The sequence below is a fragment of the Pseudomonas sp. C2.3V genome (assembly GCF_058536325.1).
In genome coordinates, this window is record NZ_JBZUBN010000001.1 from 245,962 (window position 1) to 269,149 (window position 23,188).

Annotated in this window: 20 protein-coding genes and 2 pseudogenes; 8 read left to right on the forward strand and 14 right to left on the reverse strand. The window is 58.1% G+C overall.

Annotation, left to right across the window (positions count from 1 at the left end; genetic code table 11):
• Positions 1-10: 10 nt before the first annotated feature.
• The 3 genes from AC4LF3_RS01255 to AC4LF3_RS01265 are packed head-to-tail and all read right to left on the reverse strand — an operon-like array spanning position 11 to position 1,224.
• Positions 11-322, reverse strand: a complete 312-nt coding sequence (locus AC4LF3_RS01255) for a cupin domain-containing protein (protein ID WP_197872971.1) — start codon at positions 320-322, stop codon at positions 11-13.
• Between the two features lie 18 nt (positions 323-340).
• The gene (locus AC4LF3_RS01260; protein ID WP_010796606.1) at positions 341-577 is read right to left on the reverse strand and encodes a hypothetical protein; all 237 of its coding nucleotides are present in this window, start codon (positions 575-577) and stop codon (positions 341-343) included.
• Positions 578-606: 29 nt separating this feature from the next.
• A complete protein-coding gene (locus AC4LF3_RS01265; RefSeq protein ID WP_491834648.1) occupies positions 607-1,224 on the reverse strand; it encodes a glutathione S-transferase in 618 nt (205 codons plus the stop codon).
• A 1,108-nt stretch (positions 1,225-2,332) separates the two neighbouring features.
• Between AC4LF3_RS01265 and AC4LF3_RS01270 the strand changes: the two are divergent.
• From AC4LF3_RS01270 to AC4LF3_RS01280, 3 genes and pseudogenes are all read left to right on the forward strand, one after another.
• Positions 2,333-2,755, forward strand: a pseudogene (locus tag AC4LF3_RS01270) (HAMP domain-containing protein); the annotation flags it as partial.
• Between the two features lie 99 nt (positions 2,756-2,854).
• Positions 2,855-3,610 (forward strand): methyl-accepting chemotaxis protein, encoded by a 756-nt coding sequence (locus AC4LF3_RS01275; RefSeq protein WP_475257488.1) that lies wholly within the window; start codon positions 2,855-2,857, stop codon positions 3,608-3,610.
• 7 nt (positions 3,611-3,617) lie between these two features.
• A complete protein-coding gene (locus AC4LF3_RS01280; RefSeq protein WP_475254394.1) occupies positions 3,618-4,535 on the forward strand; it encodes a substrate-binding domain-containing protein in 918 nt (305 codons plus the stop codon).
• A 41-nt stretch (positions 4,536-4,576) separates the two neighbouring features.
• On the opposite strand, the gene AC4LF3_RS01285 is transcribed toward AC4LF3_RS01280, so the two are convergent.
• Complete coding sequence (locus AC4LF3_RS01285) at positions 4,577-6,166, reverse strand: gamma-glutamyltransferase family protein (protein WP_491834649.1); 1,590 nt, start codon at positions 6,164-6,166, stop codon at positions 4,577-4,579.
• Between the two features lie 85 nt (positions 6,167-6,251).
• Positions 6,252-7,535 carry an oxalate/formate MFS antiporter gene (oxlT, locus tag AC4LF3_RS01290; RefSeq protein ID WP_150348241.1) on the reverse strand — a complete coding sequence of 428 codons (1,284 nt, stop codon included), beginning with the start codon at positions 7,533-7,535 and terminating at the stop codon, positions 6,252-6,254.
• A gap of 918 nt (positions 7,536-8,453) precedes the next feature.
• On the opposite strand from oxlT, the gene AC4LF3_RS01295 reads away from it, so the two are divergent.
• The 4 genes and pseudogenes from AC4LF3_RS01295 to fos all read left to right on the forward strand — a co-directional run bounded on the left by AC4LF3_RS01295 (position 8,454) and on the right by fos (position 12,605).
• A complete protein-coding gene (locus AC4LF3_RS01295) occupies positions 8,454-10,181 on the forward strand; it encodes a methyl-accepting chemotaxis protein (protein ID WP_491834650.1) in 1,728 nt (575 codons plus the stop codon).
• 8 nt (positions 10,182-10,189) lie between these two features.
• Positions 10,190-11,674, forward strand: a complete 1,485-nt coding sequence (locus AC4LF3_RS01300) for a chemotaxis protein CheW (protein ID WP_491834651.1) — start codon at positions 10,190-10,192, stop codon at positions 11,672-11,674.
• 61 nt (positions 11,675-11,735) lie between these two features.
• Positions 11,736-12,182: pseudogene (locus AC4LF3_RS01305) on the forward strand (GNAT family N-acetyltransferase); the annotation flags it as partial.
• Positions 12,183-12,197: 15 nt separating this feature from the next.
• Positions 12,198-12,605 carry a fosfomycin resistance glutathione transferase gene (fos, locus tag AC4LF3_RS01310; RefSeq protein WP_197872979.1) on the forward strand — a complete coding sequence of 136 codons (408 nt, stop codon included), beginning with the start codon at positions 12,198-12,200 and terminating at the stop codon, positions 12,603-12,605.
• 66 nt (positions 12,606-12,671) lie between these two features.
• Here fos and AC4LF3_RS01315 read toward each other — a convergent pair whose 3' ends face one another.
• The 6 genes from AC4LF3_RS01315 to AC4LF3_RS01340 all read right to left on the reverse strand — a co-directional run bounded on the left by AC4LF3_RS01315 (position 12,672) and on the right by AC4LF3_RS01340 (position 18,343).
• Complete coding sequence (locus AC4LF3_RS01315) at positions 12,672-12,917, reverse strand: DUF2059 domain-containing protein (protein WP_491834652.1); 246 nt, start codon at positions 12,915-12,917, stop codon at positions 12,672-12,674.
• A gap of 21 nt (positions 12,918-12,938) precedes the next feature.
• Positions 12,939-13,094: a hypothetical protein gene (locus AC4LF3_RS01320; protein ID WP_162997557.1), complete on the reverse strand. Its 156-nt coding sequence runs from the start codon at positions 13,092-13,094 to the stop codon at positions 12,939-12,941.
• A gap of 190 nt (positions 13,095-13,284) precedes the next feature.
• Positions 13,285-14,562 (reverse strand): hypothetical protein, encoded by a 1,278-nt coding sequence (locus tag AC4LF3_RS01325; RefSeq protein ID WP_491834653.1) that lies wholly within the window; start codon positions 14,560-14,562, stop codon positions 13,285-13,287.
• Positions 14,563-14,683: 121 nt separating this feature from the next.
• Positions 14,684-16,147, reverse strand: a complete 1,464-nt coding sequence (locus AC4LF3_RS01330) for a sugar porter family MFS transporter (protein WP_269151946.1) — start codon at positions 16,145-16,147, stop codon at positions 14,684-14,686.
• Between the two features lie 397 nt (positions 16,148-16,544).
• Positions 16,545-17,552 (reverse strand): SDR family oxidoreductase, encoded by a 1,008-nt coding sequence (locus tag AC4LF3_RS01335; RefSeq protein ID WP_491834654.1) that lies wholly within the window; start codon positions 17,550-17,552, stop codon positions 16,545-16,547.
• Between the two features lie 323 nt (positions 17,553-17,875).
• Positions 17,876-18,343: a hypothetical protein gene (locus AC4LF3_RS01340; protein WP_258019838.1), complete on the reverse strand. Its 468-nt coding sequence runs from the start codon at positions 18,341-18,343 to the stop codon at positions 17,876-17,878.
• A 264-nt stretch (positions 18,344-18,607) separates the two neighbouring features.
• On the opposite strand from AC4LF3_RS01340, the gene treS reads away from it, so the two are divergent.
• Positions 18,608-20,713 carry a maltose alpha-D-glucosyltransferase gene (treS, locus tag AC4LF3_RS01345; RefSeq protein ID WP_491834655.1) on the forward strand — a complete coding sequence of 702 codons (2,106 nt, stop codon included), beginning with the start codon at positions 18,608-18,610 and terminating at the stop codon, positions 20,711-20,713.
• Between the two features lie 53 nt (positions 20,714-20,766).
• Here the strand turns inward: treS and AC4LF3_RS01350 are convergent, their stop codons facing one another.
• The 3 genes from AC4LF3_RS01350 to AC4LF3_RS01360 form a co-directional block, all read right to left on the reverse strand.
• Positions 20,767-21,108 carry an FKBP-type peptidyl-prolyl cis-trans isomerase gene (locus AC4LF3_RS01350; RefSeq protein WP_491834656.1) on the reverse strand — a complete coding sequence of 114 codons (342 nt, stop codon included), beginning with the start codon at positions 21,106-21,108 and terminating at the stop codon, positions 20,767-20,769.
• The gene (gene mltA / locus AC4LF3_RS01355; protein WP_010796624.1) at positions 21,105-22,298 is read right to left on the reverse strand and encodes a murein transglycosylase A; all 1,194 of its coding nucleotides are present in this window, start codon (positions 22,296-22,298) and stop codon (positions 21,105-21,107) included. The genes AC4LF3_RS01350 and mltA overlap by 4 nt, the downstream gene beginning before the upstream one ends.
• Positions 22,299-22,486: 188 nt before the next feature.
• Positions 22,487-23,029, reverse strand: a complete 543-nt coding sequence (locus AC4LF3_RS01360) for a hypothetical protein (protein ID WP_491834657.1) — start codon at positions 23,027-23,029, stop codon at positions 22,487-22,489.
• Positions 23,030-23,188 lie beyond the last annotated feature (159 nt).

The following is a 23,188-nucleotide window of genomic DNA, read 5'->3' on the forward strand; positions in this document are numbered from 1 at the left end:
ACGAGTCCTTTCAGACGCTGCCCTCGCGCTCCACCACCAGAATGCGCGCCTCGCCTTGAGGGTGTGCGACATGCTCGCAGCCGATTCCGGCAAAGAACACATCTCCTGTTTCCAGGCGTACGGATTTCTCCTCTCCGGCTTCGCGGTAATGCATGTCGACAACGCCGTCGAGAACAGCAAAGACTTCCTCGCCATCGTTGACATGCCATTTGTAGGGCTGATCCGTCCAATGCAGACGGGTAGTGATTCCGCCCATGTTGGCAATATCGAGCGCTCCCCAGGCTCGGCTGGCGGTAAAGTGCTTGCTGCGGATGATGTTCATGTAGACCTTGTATGCGGCTCAGGGGTGGAATTGGCCCAACGCGGCCATGAGTGACACGGCCAGCGCAGCGATAGCAGTGGCTCGAACGCAGTTGGCTTGCATCGTCTCGTCCAGACATTTCTGGCCATGAGGATAGCGACCCAAGGTCAGAACCTTGACGATGGGCCAGCCGATCCAGAACAGAATGGCCGCGAAAAGGGTGCCGAAAACGAACTCCAGAATGAAGTTGCCAATGACACTCAGAAGTCCATCCATGGTTCGCCTGCCTCCATCAATCAGTGGTCCTAGACAAAGACCGTTGCCTTGAACGCGTCGAGTGTTTCTGCCTGCGCCGACAGCTCGCGCAGGTGTGGAAAGCTGTCGGCAATAACGGCGTTGGGCGTCATGTGCTGGGTAAAGCGCCACGCTACAGCCGTGGTGATGCCAGCCTGATTGATGTCGTCTGCGCCTGCCTTGAGCGGGTGGTTCGCCACTTCGGCTTCCAGTGCACCGTAGGCGGCCAGCAACTGTCCGGTTACGCGGTCGATCCAGGGTTCATGCACCTTGTCAGCCGGACGTAGTTTGCGCTCGTAGACGATCTGGACGGTTTTTTCGCAGGCGGTCAGGGCGAGCCCGATGATACGCAGCGCATGCTGACGCTCGGCCAGATCGCGTGGCATGAGGGTGCGTCCCGACTCGGCCGCCAGCGCTTCCACGTAATCCAGGATCAATGTCGAGTCCATTAGCACCGTGCCGTCATCGCACACCAGTGACGGTGCCTTCACGACCGGGTTGATTGACCGGAACTCCTCGAAGGCGCTGAAGACCGAAACGGGGTTGTGCTCGAAGGGCTGGTCCAGCAGGTTCAGCGAGACGGCTACGCGACGGACGTAGGGCGAGTCGAACATTCCGATCAGTTGCATGGTGGCTCCTGTGAGGTAGAGGCAAATCCCTTTCCTTATAACGGCTGCCGAGGCGGACTGCACGCGTTGTGCTCGTGCCTTGGATGTCAGGTACAGGCCCTTGAAGCATGGAGACCGCACTGTGCGCTGGGACAGGCGTTCAGAACAGCCATGACCGTTCGTCGCCAGGACTAACTGGTCCATCTAAAGCACATCCGCTCTAGCCTGCGGTTGCCTGGTGGCCAACGGCTGCCATTGATCCCCAGCCCCTTCAAAACCGCTGAAAATGACCTTCAGGCCGCTTCAGTCGGCATGATGTCAAGCCGATAGCCTGGAAGTGAAAAGCTGGAATGCCTTCGATTCTGGCACCTCGCGCCGTGTTGTTGACCCCTGAATAATGACAAACGTACGGGTTACTGCTATGACCATCCTCCAACGTGTGATTGGTGGTTTTGCGTTGCTATTGGTATTGCTGCTGTCCATCGTGGGCATTAGTTACCAGAGCACGCACTCCATCAGTGACCGGCTTTCCATCATTACCGGGCAATCGGCGCCGCTCAGTCAGGCGGCCAGTGAGCTCAACGTGCATATCCTGCGCGCCAATCAGGCTGTACTGGCCGTTCTTATCAGCCGTGACGGCCAACAGATTGCCGAAGGCAAGAAGCCCTTCGATGAGAGCCTGGGGCGTTTCAATGAGCTCCTGGGAACCACGGCGCGTTACATTGACGATCGTCCCGAACTCAAGGAAAACCTGACTCAGCAGCGTGAGCTGAGCACGGCCTATGCCGAGCAGGCTGCCACGCTGATGAAGCTGCACGGCCAGCAGGTTGCCCTGAACATCCAGGCCCGTACGCTGCAAGGTTTTGCGACTCAGGAAGGCACGCGGCTGTCCAATATGCTGCGGGATTACATGGCCAGGCAGCGTGCCAATGGGTCCACTGACAGTGCAGCCGCTGCCGAGGCGCTGCTGCTGGAAATCGGTAAGACCTATGACCATTTCGCCGGGCATGCGGCTGTTTCTGATATAGAAAAACTCAAGCGTGGCTTGACGCTTCAGGATGAAGTCATTCGTGATCGACTCAAGGCTTTTGTCGCACAGGATGCTCGTACTGGCCGGATCGTGACGGTGATGGTGAACCATCTGTTAAGGGATCTGACCGCTAACGATGGCCTTTTCTACATCTACCAGCAGGACGCAGCGCTGGCAGGGCAGGTTGCAGCCCAGCGTCAGGCTGTAGACGGCAATCTGAAAGCCGTGCTGGGCAAGATCGCTGAGTTTGGCAGTCAGGCCGTTGCCGTGGCCAACAATGCCAAGGCCGGTGCCGACTCGACCATTTCCACCAGCCGCAGCCTGTTGCTGGTTGCTTGCGTCCTGGCTGTTTTGGCTGCCGTCCTGGTCGGTGGTTGGGTATCCCATAGCATCCGGCGTCCGCTGGCAACCTTCCGCGAGGTGCTCAAGCAGGTCACGAGCGGTGACATGCGCGTGCGCTTCGATGTTTCCCGCAAGGATGAGTTTGGCGAGCTGGGCGGCTATCTGAACGAGCTGACCGCCTCCCTGCAGGACACGCTGCGTGAGCTGACCCGCTCAGCCGACAGTCTGGCGCAGACGGCGGACAGCAATGCCGAGATCAGCGAGCGCACCACACGTGCCGTGGATGAGCAGCGCGACCGCCTCAACTCTGCCGCCTCGGCCATGACCGAGATGGAAAGTACCGTGCATGAAGTCGCCAGACGGGCCAACGACACCCGTCAGGCGGTAGACGACACCCATGAGCTGACCAGTAAGGTGCAGGAGCGCGTCGCCGAAACCATCAGCAGCATTCGTCTGCAGGCCGACCAGATCAACAAGGCCTCGCAGGAAACCGACGAGCTTCAGGGCTACGGCAAGCAGATCGATGGCATTGTGGATGCGATTCGCACCATCGCCGAGCAGACCAACCTGCTGGCCCTCAACGCGGCCATCGAGGCGGCGCGCGCCGGTGAGCAGGGGCGTGGGTTTGCCGTGGTGGCGGACGAGGTGCGCTCCCTGGCGAGTCGTACACAGACCTCCACCAGCGAGATCCAGAAGATGATCGAGCAGATGCAGGGCAGGATCCACTCGGTCGTGAAGGTCATGAACGAGAGCCAGACCCAGTCCAACGACTGTGTTCGCCTGGCCTCCGGCGCAGATGAGCTGCTGGGCTCCATGAGCAGCGCGGTGAACAGCATCCGTGACATGAACATCCAGATCGCGGCGGCCACTGAAGAGCAAAGCGCGACCGTGCAGGAAACCAGCCGCATGGTCACGTACATCAACGATGCGGCCCAGCTGGCCGCCGAGGGTGCCGAGCGTACCGCACAAAGCAGCCAGGACCTGTCCGAGATGGCTCAGGTGCAGCGTCGGCTACTTCATCATTTCAGCGTGTGAGGCGAACATGAAACACTGGATGACCTCTCTACTCGGTGCCGGCCTGCTCCTGAGCAGTCTGGCCCAGGCCGCCACGCCCCTGATCGGCGTGGGTGTCGCCAAGAACAACGACAACTTCCAGGTCCTGCTGCGCAATAACGTACAGCGCCACGCCAGCAGCCTGGAGGCCGATGTCTTTATGGAAGATGCACAGGACAACGGCACCTTGCAGATGCGCCAGATTCGCAACCTGATCGCCTCCAAGGTGGATGCCATCATCGTGACTGCGGTAGACATGAAGACCGCACCGGAAATGACCCGGCTCGCCAACGAGGCGAAGATTCCGCTGGTTTTCATCAACCGTAATCCCGAACCAGCCGCCTGGGCACCGCAGACTGCGTTCGTCGGTTCGAATGAGATCGAGTCAGGCACCTTGCAAATGGAAGAGCTGGCGCGCCGGGCCAACTACAAGGGCAACGTCGTTATTCTGGTTGGCGATCCAGGCAACAAGGCTTCGAAAATTCGTACCGAAGACGTAGAAAACGTTGTGGCCAAATACCCGAACATGAAGATCGTACAGAAGACCATTGCCCACTGGCAGCGTAGCGAGGCGGCGAGCACTGTCATGGACTGGCTCAAGCAAGGCGTGAGCTTTGATATCATCGCCGCAAATAACGATGAGATGGCCATCGGCGCTGTGATGGGGCTGGAAAAGGCAGGCAAGAATCCCAAGGACTACCTGATCGGCGGTATCGACGGCACACCCGATGCACTCAAGCTGATGGACGAGGGCAAGCTGACTGTCAGTGTACTTCAGGATGCGGTAGGGCAGGCCAACGGTGCCGTAGAGGTTGCGCTGCACATGATCCGGGGTGAGCGGGTCGAGCCTGTGAACTGGGTGCCTTTCAAGCTGATCACACCGGAAAACCGTAGTCAGTTCCAGTAACACAGACGAAAAAAGACCGGGCCAGGCCCGGTCTTTTGATATCAGTACCCTGCTGCCGCGCCGTTGCTACGGGGATCAAACGCGCCCTCGAACATACCGCTCGGATGGCGTACGGCCGCACCGGCATGGCCCATGGTCTCGCTGAAGGGGGGCAGGCTTTCCACGTCATGACCGCGCGCGCGCAGCGCTTCGAACACGTCTGCCGCAAAGCGGGACTCGAGCTTGAGCGTATCGGTGCTTTCGCCCCAGGTCCGACCCAGCAGCCAGCGGGGCGCAGTGACTGCCTGCTGGAGCGGCTGATTGAAGATGGCGTAGCGGCTGAAAACCGCTGCCTGGGTTTGCGGCTGGCCATCGCCACCCATGGTGCCGTACACCAGGGTTCTTCCATCCTTGAGCCGTGCCGCGGCGGGGTTGAGGGTGTGAAAGGGCTTCTTGCCAGGCATGAGGGCCAGCAGATGGTTGGGGTCCAGACTGAACGATGCGCCCCGGTTCTGCCAGTTGAGGCCACTGGCTGGCAAGACCACACCGCTGCCGAACTCATGGTAGATGCTTTGGATAAACGAAACGGCCAGCCCGTTCCCATCGATCACGCCCATCCAGATAGTATCGCCTGGCCCTTTGCCTTCGCCCCAGGGCGCCGCCTTTTGCGGGTCGATGGCCCTGGCCAGTTCTTCAAGATAGTCGGGGGTGAGGCACGACTGTGGGTCGATGGTCATATGCTCGGGGTCGGTAATGTGCTCATCGCGTACCCGGAAGGCCAGTTTGGTCGCCTCGACCAGCGTATGAATGTGCTCGGCGCTGTCGGCCGTGCAGCTGTCCAGCCCGGCGTGGTCGGCAATGCCAAGAATGAGCTGGGAGACCAGGCCCTGGGATGGAGGTGTCAAGTTGTAGACCATTCCGGCGCTATGCTGAAGCGCCAGTGGCTTTACCCGGCGGGCGCGATAGACGGCCAGATCATTGCGTGAAACAGGAGAGCCCAGCGCTTCCAGATCATGGGCGATACTGGCTGCCAGAGCGCCCCGGTAGAAGGTATCCAGTCCCTCTTCCGCCAGCTGATGCAGGGTAGCGGCCAGTCGTGGTTGTCTGAATAGGCTTCCGGCCACGGGTGCCTCGCCATTTTCCAGAAAGGTTTCGGCAAAGCCGGGAACAGACTCCAACTCGTGCCGCTTGCTGGTGGTCGCAAGATGCTGGGACAGCGTGACCGGAATACCGTCTGCAGCGTAATGGATGGCATCAGCCAGAAGGCGTGGTAATGGCATCTTACCGTCCAGCTCCCCGGAAACCGCCAACGCCTCCTGCCAGCCGCCAACTGTGCCCGCAACGGTAAGCGCGGCTTTCGGGCCGCGTGTTGGAATACGGTCCATCCCCGCGTAATGCTCGAGGGTGGCGTGGCTGCCTGCCGGGCCGCTGGCATCAATGGCAACCGGATCACCTTCAGGCGGAACGATCAGCCAGAAACCATCCCCTCCCAGGCTGTTCATATGGGGATATACAACGGCAATGCTGGCCGCCGCCGCGACCATGGCCTCGATGGCATTGCCACCTTCACGCAGCACGGCCAGGGCCGATTGAGCAGCAAGACTGTGAGGAGCGACGGCAATTCCGCGGGCAGCAACAGTGGTATTAAGCATTCTTCTTTTCCTTGACGAACAAAGGGTCCCGTCGGGAGAGCAGAGAAGGAGACCCCGATTATCTGGAGCCTCCCGGCCACTTCAGTTAAGCGACGCTGGCGTTCTTGGCGAGCCATTGACGGCGCATGCGTTTGAGCACGAACAGGGCCAGGGCCGCTGTAATCAGGTCAAAGCTGATGGCCACGGCGAACACCGGCATCCAGCTGTCTGTGGACTGGTGGAGCAGGGCGGCCATCGGACCGCCAAAGATGGAACCGATCCCTTGAGCCATGTACAGGAAACCGTAATTGGTCGTGGCGTTGCGGGTGCCAAAGGTGTCGGTCAGGGTGGAGGGAAACAGGGAGAAGATTTCGCCCCAGCCCAGGAAGACTACACCGGAGAGCAATACGAACAGCACAGGGTTATCGCTGGTCAGCAGCCACAGGGTCATAGCAATGCCTTCTGCGAAAAAGGCGAAAGCCATGGTGTTCTCACGGCCATATCGGTCCGAGATCCAGCCAAACAGCGGGCGGGTCAGGCCATTGCAGACACGGTCAATGGTCATTGCGAGCGGCAGTGCAGCCATGCCAAAGACCATGACACCGGTCATGCCAAAATCCTTGGCAAAGCTGGCCATCTGCGACGTTACCATGAGGCCCGAGGTCGACATCATCGCGAACATAGCAAACATGAGCCAGAACAGCGGCGTCTTGAGCATGGCCTTGGGTGCAACGTCCGGTGCGGTGCTGGAGGCAGGGCTGGTGTCGGCAATCCGCTCTGCCAACTCGGCTGGCGGTTGGCGCAGGAACTGTGCGGCGAGCAGGCCGACAATCCCCAGGATCAGACCAAAGGTGACCAGGGTATTTTCCATGCCAGCCGCTGCGAGGCTATTGCTGATGGGAAAGGTCGTGATCATCGCACCCATGCCGTAACCTGCGGCAACCGCACCGGCTGCCAGCCCCCGGTGATCAGGAAACCAGCGAACCATCAAGCCAACGATGCCCACATACACGATGCCGGTTCCCAAGCCCCCCATTAGGCCGTAGGTCAGGTAGATCATGGCGAGTGAATTGGCCTGACTTGCCAGAATCCAGGACAGCCCTGTGAGGGCACAACCAAAGGCGATCAGTTTGCGTAAGCCGAAACGGTCAATCAGAAAACCTTGTACTGGCGAGAAAAACGTTTGCAGGACGATCAGAATGGAAAAGGTAATCTGGATCTGAGCCAGTGAGACACCCAGCTTTTGGGTCAATGGTGCCGTAAACAATGTCCAGACATATTGCGGGCTTGAAATGGCCATCATGCAGACAACGCCTGCGGCCAGTTGAAACCAGCGAGTGCCCAGAGCGCTGCCTGGCGCGCGACTATCTACCAATATCTTCGTATTCATGGAAGTTTCCGAGGGCTATATAACGATATGAATACGAGAGCAATGGATATGCCAGCTTTATATATTCCTTATGTTTTAAGGCGTTGGCGTTAAAATATAAGGATATGTTCATCCATAAGTATAATTTGCTGCTCTAACTTGGTGCGCTTGGCACTTTTTTGAAGCTATTTAATATCTTTGTGAAATAAAAAAGCCCGCTTTAAGGGCGGGCTTTTTTGTTCGAAATCAATGGGATGCAGACTTAATAAGTGTGTAAGGTAAATTTGCTCTGCTTCAGGATAAGTTAAGCATTGCTTTGAATAATATATTCAAATAAATATTTAATGCATACATATTAAATATCACCGGTTAGAACTTAACCCGATTATGCTTTTCGGGATATCGCTAAAAAGCCAATGTATAGCGTGAAACGGACATCTTGCGGCTTGATGTTTTCCAGACGCATATAACCGCCCTGCCAATGGCGTTTTGCCCCGGCGTTCAACGAGCGAGCACAAGCCATTGGCTACGGCATGAGCTCACGATAAGGTGTCGACAGGGATTGGGTCTGATCTGAGTGGTCGACCAATGCCACTACCTGCTCGAATGGCAAGGGCACTGGCAGAAAACGTCTGGGTGGGCCTTGCCATCAGTTACCGATGCGCAATCGGCTACATGTATAACAATCCAAAAGAAAATCCCCTGTGAAGGCAGAGCGGACTCTTGAGTAAAGGGGTTGTCTAGCCGCTTGGCTGAACAAAGTACGGGCTTTTCCACGCGTTATTCAGAGCGCTCGTATGGGCAGCAAGACGAAGAGTCGCGCCAAGGCGACAAAATAACGGGCGGCTGTATCAAGCTGGCTTCTGCTCAGCCGATAGCACTGTTATCGCAAAAACCATAGGGCGGTTTTTGCTTACCAACCGCTACCGGAGAACACCAATGAATGCCCCCCAAGACTTCAACGCTGACGCCCAGGCGGCGGAGTTCAATTCACTCTGGTCAGCGATTGATCGCTCCCAAGCCGTCATCGAGTTCAACCTTGACGGCACCATCCTGCGCGCCAACCAGAATTTCCTCGACGCCTTGGGGTATCGGCTTGAGGAGATTGCCGGGCAGCATCATCGGATCTTCTGCGATGCCGAATACGCCAGCAGCATGTCCTATCGCCAGTTCTGGGAAAAGCTTGGCCGCGGCGAGTTCGATGCAGGGCAGTACAAGCGCCTGGGCAAGGGCGGCCGGGAAGTTTGGATCCAGGCGACCTACAACCCGATTTTCAATGCCGAAGGCAAACCGTACAAGGTGGTCAAGTTCGCGTCCGATGTGACCGAGGCTGTATTACGCAGCACCGACCACCAGGGCAAGGTCAATGCTATCGAACGCGCCCAGGCGGTTATCGAGTTCGATCTGACCGGCCACGTACTGCGGGCCAACGATAATTTCCTGTCTGTGCTGGGCTATCGCCTGGAAGAGATCGTCGGCAAGCACCACCGCATGTTCTGTGACGAAGAACATGCCAACTCCACTGCGTACCATCTGCTTTGGGAAAAGCTTGGCCGTGGTAAGTTCGACACCGGTGTCTACAAGCGCATCAGCAAGGAAGGGCGTGAAATCTGGATTCAAGCGACCTATAACCCGATCCTGGACGCCGAGGGCAAGCCTTACAAGATCGTGAAGTTCGCTACCGATATCACGGCCTTGCAGATCAAGAGTGCCGAGTATGAAGGCAAGATTGCGGCCATTGATCGTAGCCAGGCGGTCATCGAGTTCGATCTGCTGGGCAACATTCTCCATGCCAACCAGAACTTCCTGTCGACCCTGGGCTATCGCCTGGAAGAGATCGTCGGCAAGCACCACCGCATGTTCTGTGAGGAGCATTACGTCACTTCAGCCGCATATCGGGACTTCTGGCAGCGTCTGGGGCAGGGGCAGTTCTTCAGCGACCGTTACATGCGCCTGGGCAAGTTCGGACAGAAGATCTGGATCCAGGCGACCTATAACCCAATCTTCAATGCCGACGGCCAGCCATACAAGGTCATCAAGTTCGCGACGGACATTACCCAGCAGGTCGAAATGGAGCAGTTGGTCAAGGCCAAGACGCAAGCCATGAGCAGCTCCGTACAAAACCTGACGCAATCGATCAACCACATTGCCCAAAGCACCGGGGAGGCAAATGGGCTGGCGCGCATGACGCAGGAAGAGGCCGCCCAAGGCGCCGAGACGCTCAAGCGCTCCGTTGAAGCCATGGCCGTTATTGCCAAGTCTGCCGAAGACATTCAGGACATCATTCAGGTCATCAGCGACATCGCCAGCCAGACGAACATGCTGGCCTTCAACGCAGCCATCGAGGCGGCGCGGGCGGGCGAACATGGCCTGGGCTTCTCGGTCGTGGCGGACGAGGTGCGCAAGCTGGCCGAGAAATCGTCCCAGGCGACCAAGGAGATCAACAAGCTGATTCAGGAGTCCTCCAAGCGCATCACGGTGGGTAATGAAATCTCCCGAAGCGTAGGCGAAGCCTTCGAGCGTATCGCCAAGGGCGTAGTGCGTACCACGCGCTCCATCGATGCCATCAACGCTTCGACGGGCGACCAGCTGACGACGGCAGGTGAAGTGAACGAGCTGATTCGTGACCTCAATAACGTCACGTCCGGTGTTGGACCGCGTGGATGACCGCCATCATGACTGGCAGCGCATATGGAGTAGTCCGTGTCGGTGGCATCGAGATCGCCATTCCGGCATCGGCCCTGCAACAGGTGGTGCGCTGGCCTGACCAGGTACAGCCACGTCCGCCGGTAGCGCCTTACATGCGCGGTGTGTTCAGCCTACGGGGTCGCGCGGTCCCGCTGGTGGACCTGCACGTGCTGCTCGGTCTCACACCGGCTGGGGAGGGCGGAATGCCCAGCGAAGTGGCCCTCCTGCATCATCAGGAAGGACGTTTCGGGATTGGGATTGACGCCGTGGCGGATGTCATCCACATCGATGAAAGGCAACTCAGCGAGCTGGGCACCCACAAACGTGGACAGGGTTTGTTGCCGCGCCTTTTCATGGGCGGCAGCCAGGGCGAGCGCATCATCTACCTGCTTGATATCGAGGCGCTGGCGTCGCTGCCGGAGTTGTTCATGGCCTTCGATCATGCACAGGAGTTGCGTGAGCGCGGCCGTACGGCTCGCTTCAAGCTCAAGCATTACATACTGCTGGGCTGTGATGGTCGCCGGTTCTGCCTGGAGGCTACGGCAGTCAGTGAGCTGGTCGAACATCCCCGGATCGATACGACGTTCTTTCAGAGTGAGTATTGCCTGGGTGTCACGGAGCTGCGGGGCACCCCGATTCCAGTGCTCAATCTTTCCCGTATCCTAGGGCTTGAAGAGGTCTCCGGCGAGACCAAAAAACAGCTGTTGGTCATGACAGCCAACGGCCATGCTTTTGGTTTTGCCTTTACCGAACTCCTAGCCATGATGCGGCGCAACCCGGACGATCTTGTACCTATGCCGCGTTTCGGCCTGCAGCACCCCGCCATGTTTTCCGGGGTCATGAGCGGCGAAGATGGCCATGATGCATTGCTGCTCAACCATACGGCGCTGCTGCGTCGCAAGGATATCCAGGCGTTTTCCAAGATCTTTGAAAACGCCAAGGGCCGCAGCAGCGAGGCCTCCAGTATTGTGCCCAAGGCGCGATCCCGGCAGGCTTGTCTGGTGTACGAGGCCGGTATCCAGTTTGCATCGCCGCTGCATCAGGTGGATGAGATCCTTCATATCCCCACGCAGTTCATGCGTCTCAAGCAAGCTCAGGGACATCTGATTGGGATGATCAACGTCCGGGGGCAACAGGTCTCGCTGATCTGCCTGAGCAGCCTGATCAACTCGTCGCCGCGCGAGGCAACCGAAAGCTCGCGTATTCTTCTGGTGACTGGCGAGGCAATGACCTTTGGCTTTGCGGTCTGCCAGATCGATGCAATCGAGACGTTCAACGATTTCGATCCCGGCATGCTCGAAAAGGGTTGGCAAACCCCGACGGGTGACTCCCTCTCCGTTGGGCAGCGGGCGCGAACGCTGGTAAGCATCGGCTCCGGCCTCAATCGCTGGCGCGCTACATTGCTGGACCTGAAGGCTGTGGCACGCGAACTGGAGGCAGAATTAGCCAGCCAGGAAATGCTGCCGGCATAGGACTGGTGCCTGAGGACAAGGTGATCGACAATGCGGCGATTACCTTGTCCGGGAGTTGCACATGTCCATTCGCTGGATCGCCACACCACAAACCGATCTCACCGTTCAGACCCTATACGCCATTCTTGCGCTACGTACCGAGGTCTTCGTGGTAGAGCAGAAGTGTCCTTATCAGGAGGTGGACGGCCAGGACCTGACCGGCAATACCTATCACCTCATGGGCTGGGAAGGCGATACGCTGGTGGCTTATCTGCGAGTACTGGATCCGGTACTGCATGACGGGCAGGTAGTGATTGGCCGCGTCGTAACCGCGCCCGCCGCACGGGGTCGCGGGCTGGGGCATGAGCTGATGAAGCAGGGCCTGACCTTTTGCGAGGCGCACTGGGTCGATCTTCCCATTTATCTCTCTGCCCAGGCGCACCTGCAGGATTACTACGGCCGCTACGGCTTCGAGCCGGTTACAGACATCTACCTTGAAGATGACATCCCGCATATCGGGATGCGTCGTACGGCAACCTCTGAGATGCTCACCGGCCTGAATCATCTCACCCTGGCCGTGAGCGACCTGGACCGCAGCGTTACCTTTTACCAGGCGCTGCTGGGTGCTCGGCTGGTTGCCCGATGGGCGCAAGGTGCTTATCTGGAGCTGGGATCGCTATGGTTGTGCCTTTCTCTAGACGCTATCGTGAAAGGACCGCGAGCAGACTACACGCACTATGCGTTTTCTATCTCCCAGCCTGACTTCGGGCCTTTCATGGATCGGCTCAAGACGCACGACGTTGACGTCTGGAAAGACAACCGCAGCGAGGGCGACTCGTTCTATTTTCTCGATCCGGATGGGCACAAGCTGGAGCTGCATGTCGGCACCCTGGCAACACGCCTGGCGCAGTGCCGTGTCAAACCCTATGCGGGAATGCAATTCTTCGATTAAGGCTCTATTGCTGCGCAAAGAGTATGAGATTCGCGCTCCCGGCAGGAGCGGCCCGGAAAGGGGGGCTTATTTAGCCGGAGGCTGTGCCTTATCCAGTGCAATGAGTTGCTGTTTCCCGTCCGCAATGATTTTATTGAGTTCGGGCGCTATGTTCATCGTGCTGGCCTGGATAGCCTGCATGCTGTTTTGCATGGCAATGGGCATCTTGTTCACCACCGAGCGCTCTTCTTCAGACTGGTAGAGCTTCAGCATGGCATCGATTTCGCGCTGGTTGAATGACTTCTTATAGATATCCGTCATCACAGGCTTCATGTTCCTCCATGACAGCGCCTTCTAGATAACGGCTAGGCTCTTGCGCTGCATATTGTCGACGATCTTCTGCTGTTCGGCAGTCAGCGTCTTGCCCTGCAGGCCCTGCTCAAGAGCGGCCTTGAAATAACTGTCCATCTGGTTCATCGATGAGTCGATCAACTGTGAGGTGTTGGCCACCTTCAGCAGCTCACGGACAGAGCTGTCGCTTGGCGCCGAGTCTGCCGCAAACGCATGTGCAGCTGAAAGCAGGGCAAGGGAAGCGAGGGTCTTTTCATTTCAATTCCCTCTGTACGAGTTACGTCCTTATAGGACAGCAAGCGCGCGTCTCAACACGTCGTGCGCGTAACCATAACGTGCTTAAAACGATTTAGAAATCGAATCCGATCTGAGTCCGATTCGGTTCGGCCTTTCTATGGGGTTTCCGGTGGGGGGTAGTCACGTTGTTTTGGGCCTTGGGCGCCTTGAAGACAAGCGTGGTGAGGCGGATTGTTCGCATCGGGTCATCAGGCAGGCGGAGCGTTACCTCGCTACCGTGCTCAGGCTGTCCCTCCGGCGCCTCTTGATAAGCGGGATGAGCCTGGTTTTGTGCACGGACATCGTTGATCGTTCGGGTCAGCCGTTGACCTCTATGAAAAACCAGCAGGATAAGCCGGGCTTCCCGGCTCAACGGATGGGCCAGCAGGTAGTCAAGTTGCTCCCGATACGCCTCGGCATTCTTCCAAAACAGGCAGTCGGCCAGACAGGCGATCCGCTCTCCATGACGCAGGCCAAGTGCGCTATAGCCGACAGGCACAAAGGGCTCGATTGTTTCCGGGCGCTCGAACTGGCCGTTCAGTGCAATACCCAGGTAGTTTCTTAACGGCGCCTCATTCCATGTGGCGAACAGTGATGGGCTGTAGGCCAGCAACGTAATGGCGCTTTGCAAGGTTTCCACGATCTGCTCATGCTGATCACGGCTCAGCGTTGGCTCCGGCAAGTCGGGCCCATGGCCCATGGGCGGAAGCTCAGAGAACAGTTGCTTCCGTGAAACAGGCGTAAGCCGTGCCAGTGGGCCGTCGGAGCGCTTGTGCAGTGGAATACCCAACGTTTGCGCCAGGGCCTGATGGGAGAGTAGCCGCGTGCGGCGGGTGTTGATGACTGTTTCCACGATAGCCGAGAGGCTGTCGTTATAGGCCGCCACCTCCTGTCGAATCCAGGCGAGCGCTTTTTCGATCTCGTTGACTTCACGGTCGATCAGCGTGCGTGCGGCCTGCTCCGCGCCGCGCTTGATCTCGAAGGTCAGAATCAGGGATTGCCCGCTGATCCGTACGGCACCTGACGTACCCGCCCAGGGACCGGCCTGTGCGCCAAACCACTCCGCGTCGCCATCGAAGGGTATATCGATATCGAGTCGATGGCTGGCCGCATTGCCCTCGAAGTCCGCATGGTCATCGGTTTCAGCCTGCCACTCATGGCGACGCAGCGCCGGCGGCTCGATCCGATAGGCCGCGATGAAGTAGTCGATCAGCGCCTTTGGTGCCGTGTTGAGCAGGCGGTGTTCATCCAGCGTGGCCAATGCCTCGTCTAGGCGGCTCCGCTGGTTATCGAGTCGCTCCCTGGGGTCGAAAGTGGAAAACAGCTCGTCCTGCAACACGTGTGCACTCATTCGCCTGTCCCGGTGACTACCCGTCAACATCGTCTTTTATTGGAGCCGGAGAAGGCAAGGGAATATCCCGGACCGACCGTCAATAAAAGGGGCCATATAGGCCCCTTGCGAACCTTTCGTATCAGGCCTTCTTGAACTCCTCTTCAATGGCTTCCAGCGTCTTGTTCCGGGTCTCGGGTAAATAACGGACCACGAACGCAATGGCCAGCAGGCCGAACGCGAAGAACATGAAGAACGTCGTGGAGATACTGAACCATGCCACCAGCTGCAGGAAGAAAAAGCCTACTAGGAACGTGGTCAGCCATAGCACGCCGCCGGTAAAGCCCAGCGCCAGGCCGCGGATACGCATGGGAAAGATCTCAGACAGCATCAACCAGGTCACTGGTGAGATGGCCCCTTGCTGGAAGGCCAGAAAGCTGACCGTAAGGCCCAGGATAATAAACGCGCGCTCCGTGCCTGGCGCCATGTTCATCGAGACCAGACCAATCAACAGCAAACACGTGGTGGTGCCGATCAGACCGGTGATCAGCATGGGGCGACGACCGACCCGGCCCAGTAGCCAGATGCCTAGAAAAGTAGCCAGTACGGAGATCACACCGTTGGCGATGTTGGCTGTGAGCGCCGCCTGCGTATCAAAGCCGGACTCCTTCAGGATCTGGGTGCCGTAATACATGATCGAGTTGACGCCGGTGATCTGCTGCACGACGGCGATACCTATACCAATCAGAAAGATCTTGCGAATCCAGGGCGTTTTCAGGTCTTCCCAGCTACCCTCTTTGGCCTTGGAGTCCTCCTGCGCGGCTTGGCGTACTTCCTTGGCCTCCTTATGTGCCTGATGCTCGGCGCGAACCTCTTTAAGCGTACGCAGCATTTCGCCGAAGCGGCCTTTGGACGCGAGCCAACGGGGACTTTCCGGCATGACCAGCATGCCCAGCCAGAGCACCACGGCTGGAAGCGTGGCAATGACCAGCATCCAGCGCCAGATATGGCTACCCTCGAAAAAGTGCGCAATCGCAGCGTTGCAGGTAAAGGCCAGTAACTGGCCCGACACGATCATCAATTCATTGCGCGTCACCATCTGCCCGCGCTTGTGCGCAGGCGACATTTCCGCCAGGTAGACCGGAACGGTGACCGAGGCACCACCAACGGCAAGCCCCAGGATGAAGCGGGCCAGCACCATGATCTCGGCGTTGGGCGCAAGGGTGCTGCCCAATGTGCCAAGGATGAAAATGATCGACAGCAAGAGGATGATCTTGCGTCGGCCACGGGCGTCGGAGAGGCGGCCGCTGATAGCGGCACCGATGGCACCGCCAAAGACTAGGGAAGACGCCACCAGACTTTCAGAAAAAGGCGTGAGGCCAAAGTCTTCCTTGATGAAGGGAAGCGCGCCGTTGATGACGCCAGTGTCATACCCAAACAGCAAGCCGCCAAAGGTTGAGATCGTGGTGATGATCTGCATCTTGCGCTTGTGGTTGGTAGGCGAGGAGTCTGTTGTCGAAGGCTCTGCATTTGCAGGCGAGGCGAGGGATGATGGGTTTTTTATCATAGATTTCTCTTTGCACGTTAAGCCGTGACGCTCATCCATCCCTGGTTGATCACGAGGCAGTCCAAGGTGCCTTGATACTGGGCGGGTCCGCTAAATGCACGTGCTGCTGCCGGGAGATTGATTGCCCGTGCGACGCTATCGATGCGTTTGGAACCCACGTTATCGAGCGTATGGGGCTCATAGGAATAGACTGGCGTGCTTGGAGAGTGGTTTCAAAAAAAGCCACTGAGGAGTATCTGCATCACAGAATTCTGAGTGAAAGGCTGACGAACTCCCAGGCGCTGGGCGTCAGTGATGGCTGCCAGAGCGCGGCCTGAAGAAAGTCAATAGCCGGTAGGGTAAACATCGTCGAAAAGAGGCGATTACTTGATACCGAGTCGGTATCGGACTAGGCAGGTTAGCCAGGCGGCAAAACCGCCTGGCTGGCTTGACTCAGTTAAGGCTGACCATTTCCGCCGGAGGCGCCAAAGACTTGACCTGTGACATAGCTGGCCTCGGTGGAAGCCAACTGCACGTAAAGCGGTGCGATTTCCACAGGCTGGCCGGGACGCTTGAGCGGGGTGTCGCCCCCAAAGCTCTTGAGCTTTTCCATCGTCTGGCCACCACAGATTTGCAAGGGTGTCCAGAACGGGCCGGGCGCTACGGCATTGACGCGGATACCCTTGTCTGCCAGCTGTTTGGCCAATCCCTTGCTGAAGTTGGCAATGCCGGCCTTGGTCAACGCGTAATCGACCAGATTGGCCGAAGGATCGTAGGCATTGACCGATGATGTGTTGATGATCGAAGCGCCTTCCGGCAGATGCGGAATGGCAGCCTTGGTAATCCAGAACATGGCGTACAGATTGGTTTTGAGCGTCCAGTCGAACTGCTCATTGCTCAGGTCAAGAATCGAATCGTGGCTCTGCTGGCGCGCAGCATTGTTGACCAGGATATCCAGTCCACCCAGTTCCTTTACGGCGCGGTCCACCAGCTCGCGGCAGAATGCCTCGTCGCGAATGTCACCGGGAATGGCTACCGCCTTGCGGCCGGCCTGCTGGATCAGCTGAACCACTTCCTTGGCATCGGGTTCCTCATCCGGCAGGTAATTAATGGCAACGTCCGCGCCTTCGCGGGCAAAGGCGATGGCTGCGGCACGGCCGATACCCGAGTCGCCCCCGGTGATCAGGGCCTTGCGGCCGGCGAGGCGGTTATTGCCTTTGTAGCTTTCTTCACCGTGATCTGGCCGAGGCGTCATCTTGCTGGCCAGCCCTGGCCAGGGTTGGGTTTGCTCCTGAAACGGAGGGCGGGGATGGCCGCTCTTGGGATCGCTCAACGGGGCTGGGTCGGCTGCAGCCTTGCCATTGGCCGTCTGAGCAAAGGCGGGGGCAGCTGCGGCGGCGGCAATCGTGACAGCCGCACCCTGCATGAGTTTACGGCGGGACGTGGAGAGGTCGTTCGGATTCATGGCTGGCTCCTGAGAATGGGAATAAGCGGTGATCGAAACGGCAAGGCAGCAGTGCCCGTCGGGGCATCTGCCGGGTAAGCACCTGATGCGATGCTTGAATCGTTGTGACCGGGATAGACGTACAGACCGTACGCATCGTTCCCCAACCAAGGCAATAATGGGCGAATGGTCTGTTAGGTAAGAGCCTGGAGCTAGAGCAGATGACAGTCGACGCGGACAGGGCAGGGGCTTTGCAGATAGGGCCCGTTCATGACTAAGGGCTGAACAACAGACAGGCAAGCCTGCCTCGCGCCTGAAAGGCGCAAGCCAGGGTGCAGGGAGGCTTACAGCGTTGGGTCTACTTCACGTACCAGCACATAATGGCGACCGGTTTCGTCTTCACAGTAGTCGTACACATAGAACATCTCGACCACTCCGGCTCCTGGCATGGCAGCCACGAGGTCACCCGGCTCAGGTGTAAAAAAACCTGCCGTGCCCGGCTCGGCTTCGCTCTCGATGCGAGCAGTGGAAAACAATTCGGGATCCATGTCGCCAAAAAAATCGTCGCGTGTTTCCTGGTCCCAGTCCTCGGGTACCTTGAATTCACCCGTAAACAGAATCTTGGCGTCACCCAGGTCGTCGGTATCGACCTCAGGATCTTCGTCCGGGCGGTAGACCGTGCAGTCCAGAACGTTGCTGTCGCTCAGGATGGTCTCCCGAGCAGCAAGGCGCTTGTTCGAGCCAAACGAGCCGGTGGTAGTCGTATAGGATACGGAATCTGGGCCGTTGGTTATGCGATCGTTGGGACTCATAGCACTCTCCATGGTCATGGTTCTGCCTTCATAGCAGATAAGGCGAAAATTACCGTGTTTTCCAGTCATTTTGGCGCTTTGCTGTACCGTAGAACCATCTTTTTTATGTAAGCGTCTGTCTTATGACTGCATATCAATAGGGTTTACGCCTGAGGGTCCTTTAATGACCGTTCAGGCACCGGAGCGGCAAGGGGATGACAAGGGTTGGGATACAAACGCGAACCGGCGCAGTCCAAGTTACAAACTCACCTTTCAGGGTCCGATATGACAGCGCCAGACACAGAAGAACAGGTAAACGCGCCCGATCCAGAATACGTTCAATGGTTAGTCAACCAGTCGATGCTCTACAAGGCTCGTCAACGTGCCAAGGCGTATGGCGGTCAGGCGCGGCTCTGGATGCATCCCTACGCCGAAACGCGTCCACGCCGGGCAACGGCCATTGCCTCCGTCTGGTTTACGGCCTATCCCAGCTCAGTGATCACCGGATCAGGTGATTCCGTCATCAAGACGCTGGGAAGCGCTCCGCTATGGAATGCGTTGTCTTCCATTGGCGTGCAGGCGATCCATACAGGGCCGACCAAGCTGTCCGGCGGTCTCAAGGGGCGTGAGATTACGCCGACCATCGACGGTAACTTCGACCGGATCAGCCTCGATATCGACCCGCTCTACGGAACGGAAGAGGAATTCATCGCCCTGAGCCGCATGGCCTCTGCCCACAACGCCGTAGTCGTGGATGACATCATCCCAGCCCACACTGGCAAGGGCGCCGATTTCCGACTGGCCGAGCTGGGCTATGAAGATTACCCGGGCCTTTATCACATGGTGGAGATCAAGCCGGAGGATTGGGAGTTACTGCCCGAGGTGCCGGAAGGTCGTGATGCAGTCAACCTGCCGCCCGAGGTCGTCGATGCCCTGAAAGAAAGGTGCTATATCGTCGGCCAGCTCCAGCGCGTCATCTTTTTCGAACCCGGTGTGAAAGAGACTGACTGGAGTGTTACGCCGGTCATTACCGGTGTGGATGGCAAAGATCGACGCTGGGTGTATTTGCACTACTTTAAGGAAGGTCAACCCTCTCTGAATTGGCTCGACCCCAGTTTTGCCGCGCAGCAACTGATCATTGGCGATGCGCTGCATTCGCTGGATGTGCTCGGTGCACGCGGGCTGCGTCTGGATGCCAATGGCTTCCTAGGCGTTGAGCGGCGCGCCAATGACAAGGCATGGTCCGAAGGTCATCCCCTGTCCATCGTCGGCAACCAACTGATTGGCGGCATGGTGCGCAAGGCCGGCGGCTTCAGCTTTCAGGAGCTCAACCTGACCGTGGACGATATCGCGGCCATGGGGCAGGGCGGGGCAGATCTCTCTTACGACTTCATCACCCGTCCGGCCTACCATCACGCCGTGCTGACGGGCGATACCGAATTCCTGCGCCTGATGCTGCGTACCATGCATCAATTCAACATCGACCCGGCGTCACTCATCCATGCCTTGCAGAACCACGATGAGCTAACCCTGGAACTGGTGCACTTCTGGACCCTGCATGCCGACACCAATTTCGTCTACCAGGGCCAGACCTGGCGCGGCAGCATCTTGCGCGAGCATATTCGTGAGGTCATGTACGAGCGTCTTAGCGGTGAGCATGCGCCCTACAACCTGCGGTTTGTTACCAACGGCGTAGCCTGTACCACGGCGAGCGTGATTGCAGCAGCCTTGGGCATCCGCGAACTGGACAGCATGACCGACGAGGACAAAGAACGGGTCAAGCGGGTTCATTTGCTTCTTGCCATGTACAACGCCTTGCAACCTGGCGTATTCGCCCTGTCCGGGTGGGATCTGGTAGGGGCGTTGCCCTTGCCGTTCGGTCTGGTGGAAGACCGCATGCGCGATGGCGATACACGATGGATTCAGCGCGGTGCCTATGATCTGGCAGACGCCAATAACGAGGCGACCCATTCCGGCGAAGGTCTGCCCAAGGCCGTCAACCTTTATGGCAGCCTGACCGAGCAGCTGGCCGACCCGGACTCCTTTGCCAACAAGCTCAAGCGCATCCTCTCGGTACGCCAGGCCTATGGCATTGCGTCCAGCCACCAGATTGCGGTGCCGGATGTCACCTCGCCGGGGCTTCTGATCATGGTGCACGAGCTGCCCGCCGGGCGTGGCACCCAGATTACCGCGCTCAACTTTGGCGCCACCTCGATCCAGGAAACCATCACCCTGACTAACGTTACGCCGGGGCCGGTCGTGGATATGATCAACGAGACGGTTGAAGGTGATCTCACCGACAACGGTGAGCTGACGATCAATTTGGAAGGGTATGAGGGGCTGAGCCTGCGGATCGTAGGTGCCTTGCCCAACACGCCGTTCGACGTGTAAGGGCTGAAAAGGGCTGCGAGGCAAAATGTATTTGCTCGCAGCCCTTTATAGATTCAATCGTCCCGGGTGAGGACTTCCAGCAGCTCGATCTCGAAGATCAGGTTCGAGTTCGGTTTGATATGTGCGCCAATCTGGCGCTCACCATAGGCCAGATGCGCCGGCACAACCAGCCTGCGTTTGCCGCCCACCTTCATCCCCATTAACCCGATATCCCAGCCCTTGATGACCCGGCCTGTGCCAATGACACACTGGAACGGCCGACCCTTTTCGTATGAAGAGTCGAATACGGTGCCATCTTCCAGAGTGCCTCGGTACTGGGTCGTGATCAGGGCACCTTTGACAGCTTCCTTGCCTTCGCCCAGTTGGATATCTTCAATTGTCAGTTCGTCGCTCATGGGGTGTTCTCTGTGTTCGTTGGATTCTGCGGCTTTTCAGGCGTAACCGCAGGTTTGGGCGCTGCGTCCGGCAGGGGAGCGCCTTTTGGCCAAAGCATCCAGATTCGGCCGTCCTGCTTCATATGGCCAGCCAGCTCGCCGGCATCATCACCTGTGCCCCAGAAAAGATCGGCCCGGACCTCTCCCGTAATGGCGCCACCGGTATCCTGTGCGGCCACCGGGCGAATCACGGGGCTGCCATCCGGGCGGGTGGTGGACAGCCAGAGCAGGCTGCCCAGCGGAATCACCTTGCGATCAATGGCTACGCTGTAGCCAGGCGTCAATGGAACGTTCAACGAGCCGCGGGGTGCTTCGTTGCTGTCCGGGCGTTGGCTGAAAAACACATAGCTCGGGTTACTGCCCAAGAGCTCTGGCACACGATCCGGGTTGGCCGTGGCCCACTCGCGAATCTTGCTCATGCTGACCTCTTCCTTTTGCAGCAGCCCCTGTTCCACCAGCCAGCGGCCGATAGGCTTGTAGGGATACCCGTTCTGATTTGCGTACCCGATACGCAACTGGCGACCATCTTCCAGTTCAACACGGCCCGAGCCCTGGATCTGTAAGAATTGCAGGTCCATCGGATCACGCAGCCAGGCCAGTACAGGGGCATCTACACCCTGCTGCATGATGGTGGCGGCGTCATCATAGGGTTTGAGCGTCTGGCCTTCGAGTCGGCCTCGCAGGCGTTTCCCCTTGAGTTCAGGGTAAATGCTGGCCAGATCGACGGTAATCAGGTCGGTAGGTGTGCCATAGACCGGCACGGGATGGGCCTCATCCTGCACAAGGCTGCCGTGGTAGACCGGCTCGTAATAGCCCGTGATAAGGCCATGCTCGCCCTTCAAAGAGCGCAGGCTGTAGACCTGTAGCTGGCTTTTGAGAAAGTCCCGTACGGCGCGTGGATCATACGGGACCTGCGCGGCTGCCTGACACGGTCCACTCCAAGCCTCGTTGTTCTTGAGCTTCTCGCAGCCTGCCTGCCAGGCCTTGAAGCCTGCCATAAGGTCGGCGTCACTGGTGACAGGAAGATCCTCCCAGCGGACAGGAGTGTAGGTGGCAACTTCCGGCGGTTTGGGCGGCGGCTTTTGCTTGAACTTGGAGCCGTCGTCACAACCGGCCAGCAAGGCTAATAGAGATACGGCGGCACAGGCCATGAGCCGCCAGGGGTAACGATAGGCAAGCACGTCAACTGTTCTTGTCGATGAGTGAGCCGGTAGCTTGGTGAAATCAGACCGTGACGTCAAATGCCGATCCTGACTTTCCCACCTACTGAATCATGTTGCAAAACAGTAAGGTAGGCCTGCCGAGGCTGGTTAAATTATAACCAACTCTATGCGGAAGATCATGGCGTTACAGTGCTTGGAATGCGTTCCAGCGGCATGCGCTGATGTTCTTTCCAGACGCCATTTTCCAGGGCGATACGGCCAGTGACATCCAGTGTCGGACAGCAGGACGCATCGGCTGCCTTGAAGGTGAGCCCCTGATACCAGAGGTCATCGTTTCGGATGAAAAGGCTGCTGATGTGCTTGGGAAGCTCTGTTGAGCTCTGCTTGGGCATCGAGTAATCGGCATCGATGAAATAGTCGCCGCCCGGGCTCTGGCGCAGGATGGCCATGAGCGGCCGAGTGGCGGTAGGTGTGCCGCTGCAGCCGACATCCAGCTCGTACACCGCCAGGAAAACCGATTTTCCCTCCAGCTGGTAGGGGATGATATTGCGTGGGTCCATCGAGAAGGAGCAGCCCAGCGACTTGCCGAATTGCTCAATGATAGGCGGCAACTTGGCTAACGTCTCGGTCCGCTTGGGTTCCGAGGCCTGCACGATGTAATCGGTCAGGTCAACCTTGATATCTGCCAGGCAGCTCAAGGGCAAAAGTGACAAAGCCATCCAAAGGGCCATAAAACGCATTGGGCTTCCTCTCCGTGGAACAGAACGCAAGGATCATTTCAATTGGTCGATATTGACGCGCATAAAGGGCATCGGTTCGCCGGTTGTACAACTATTGTTCAATTGATCGGCAGATTCGCCTTTTGAGAGCGCCCTGCC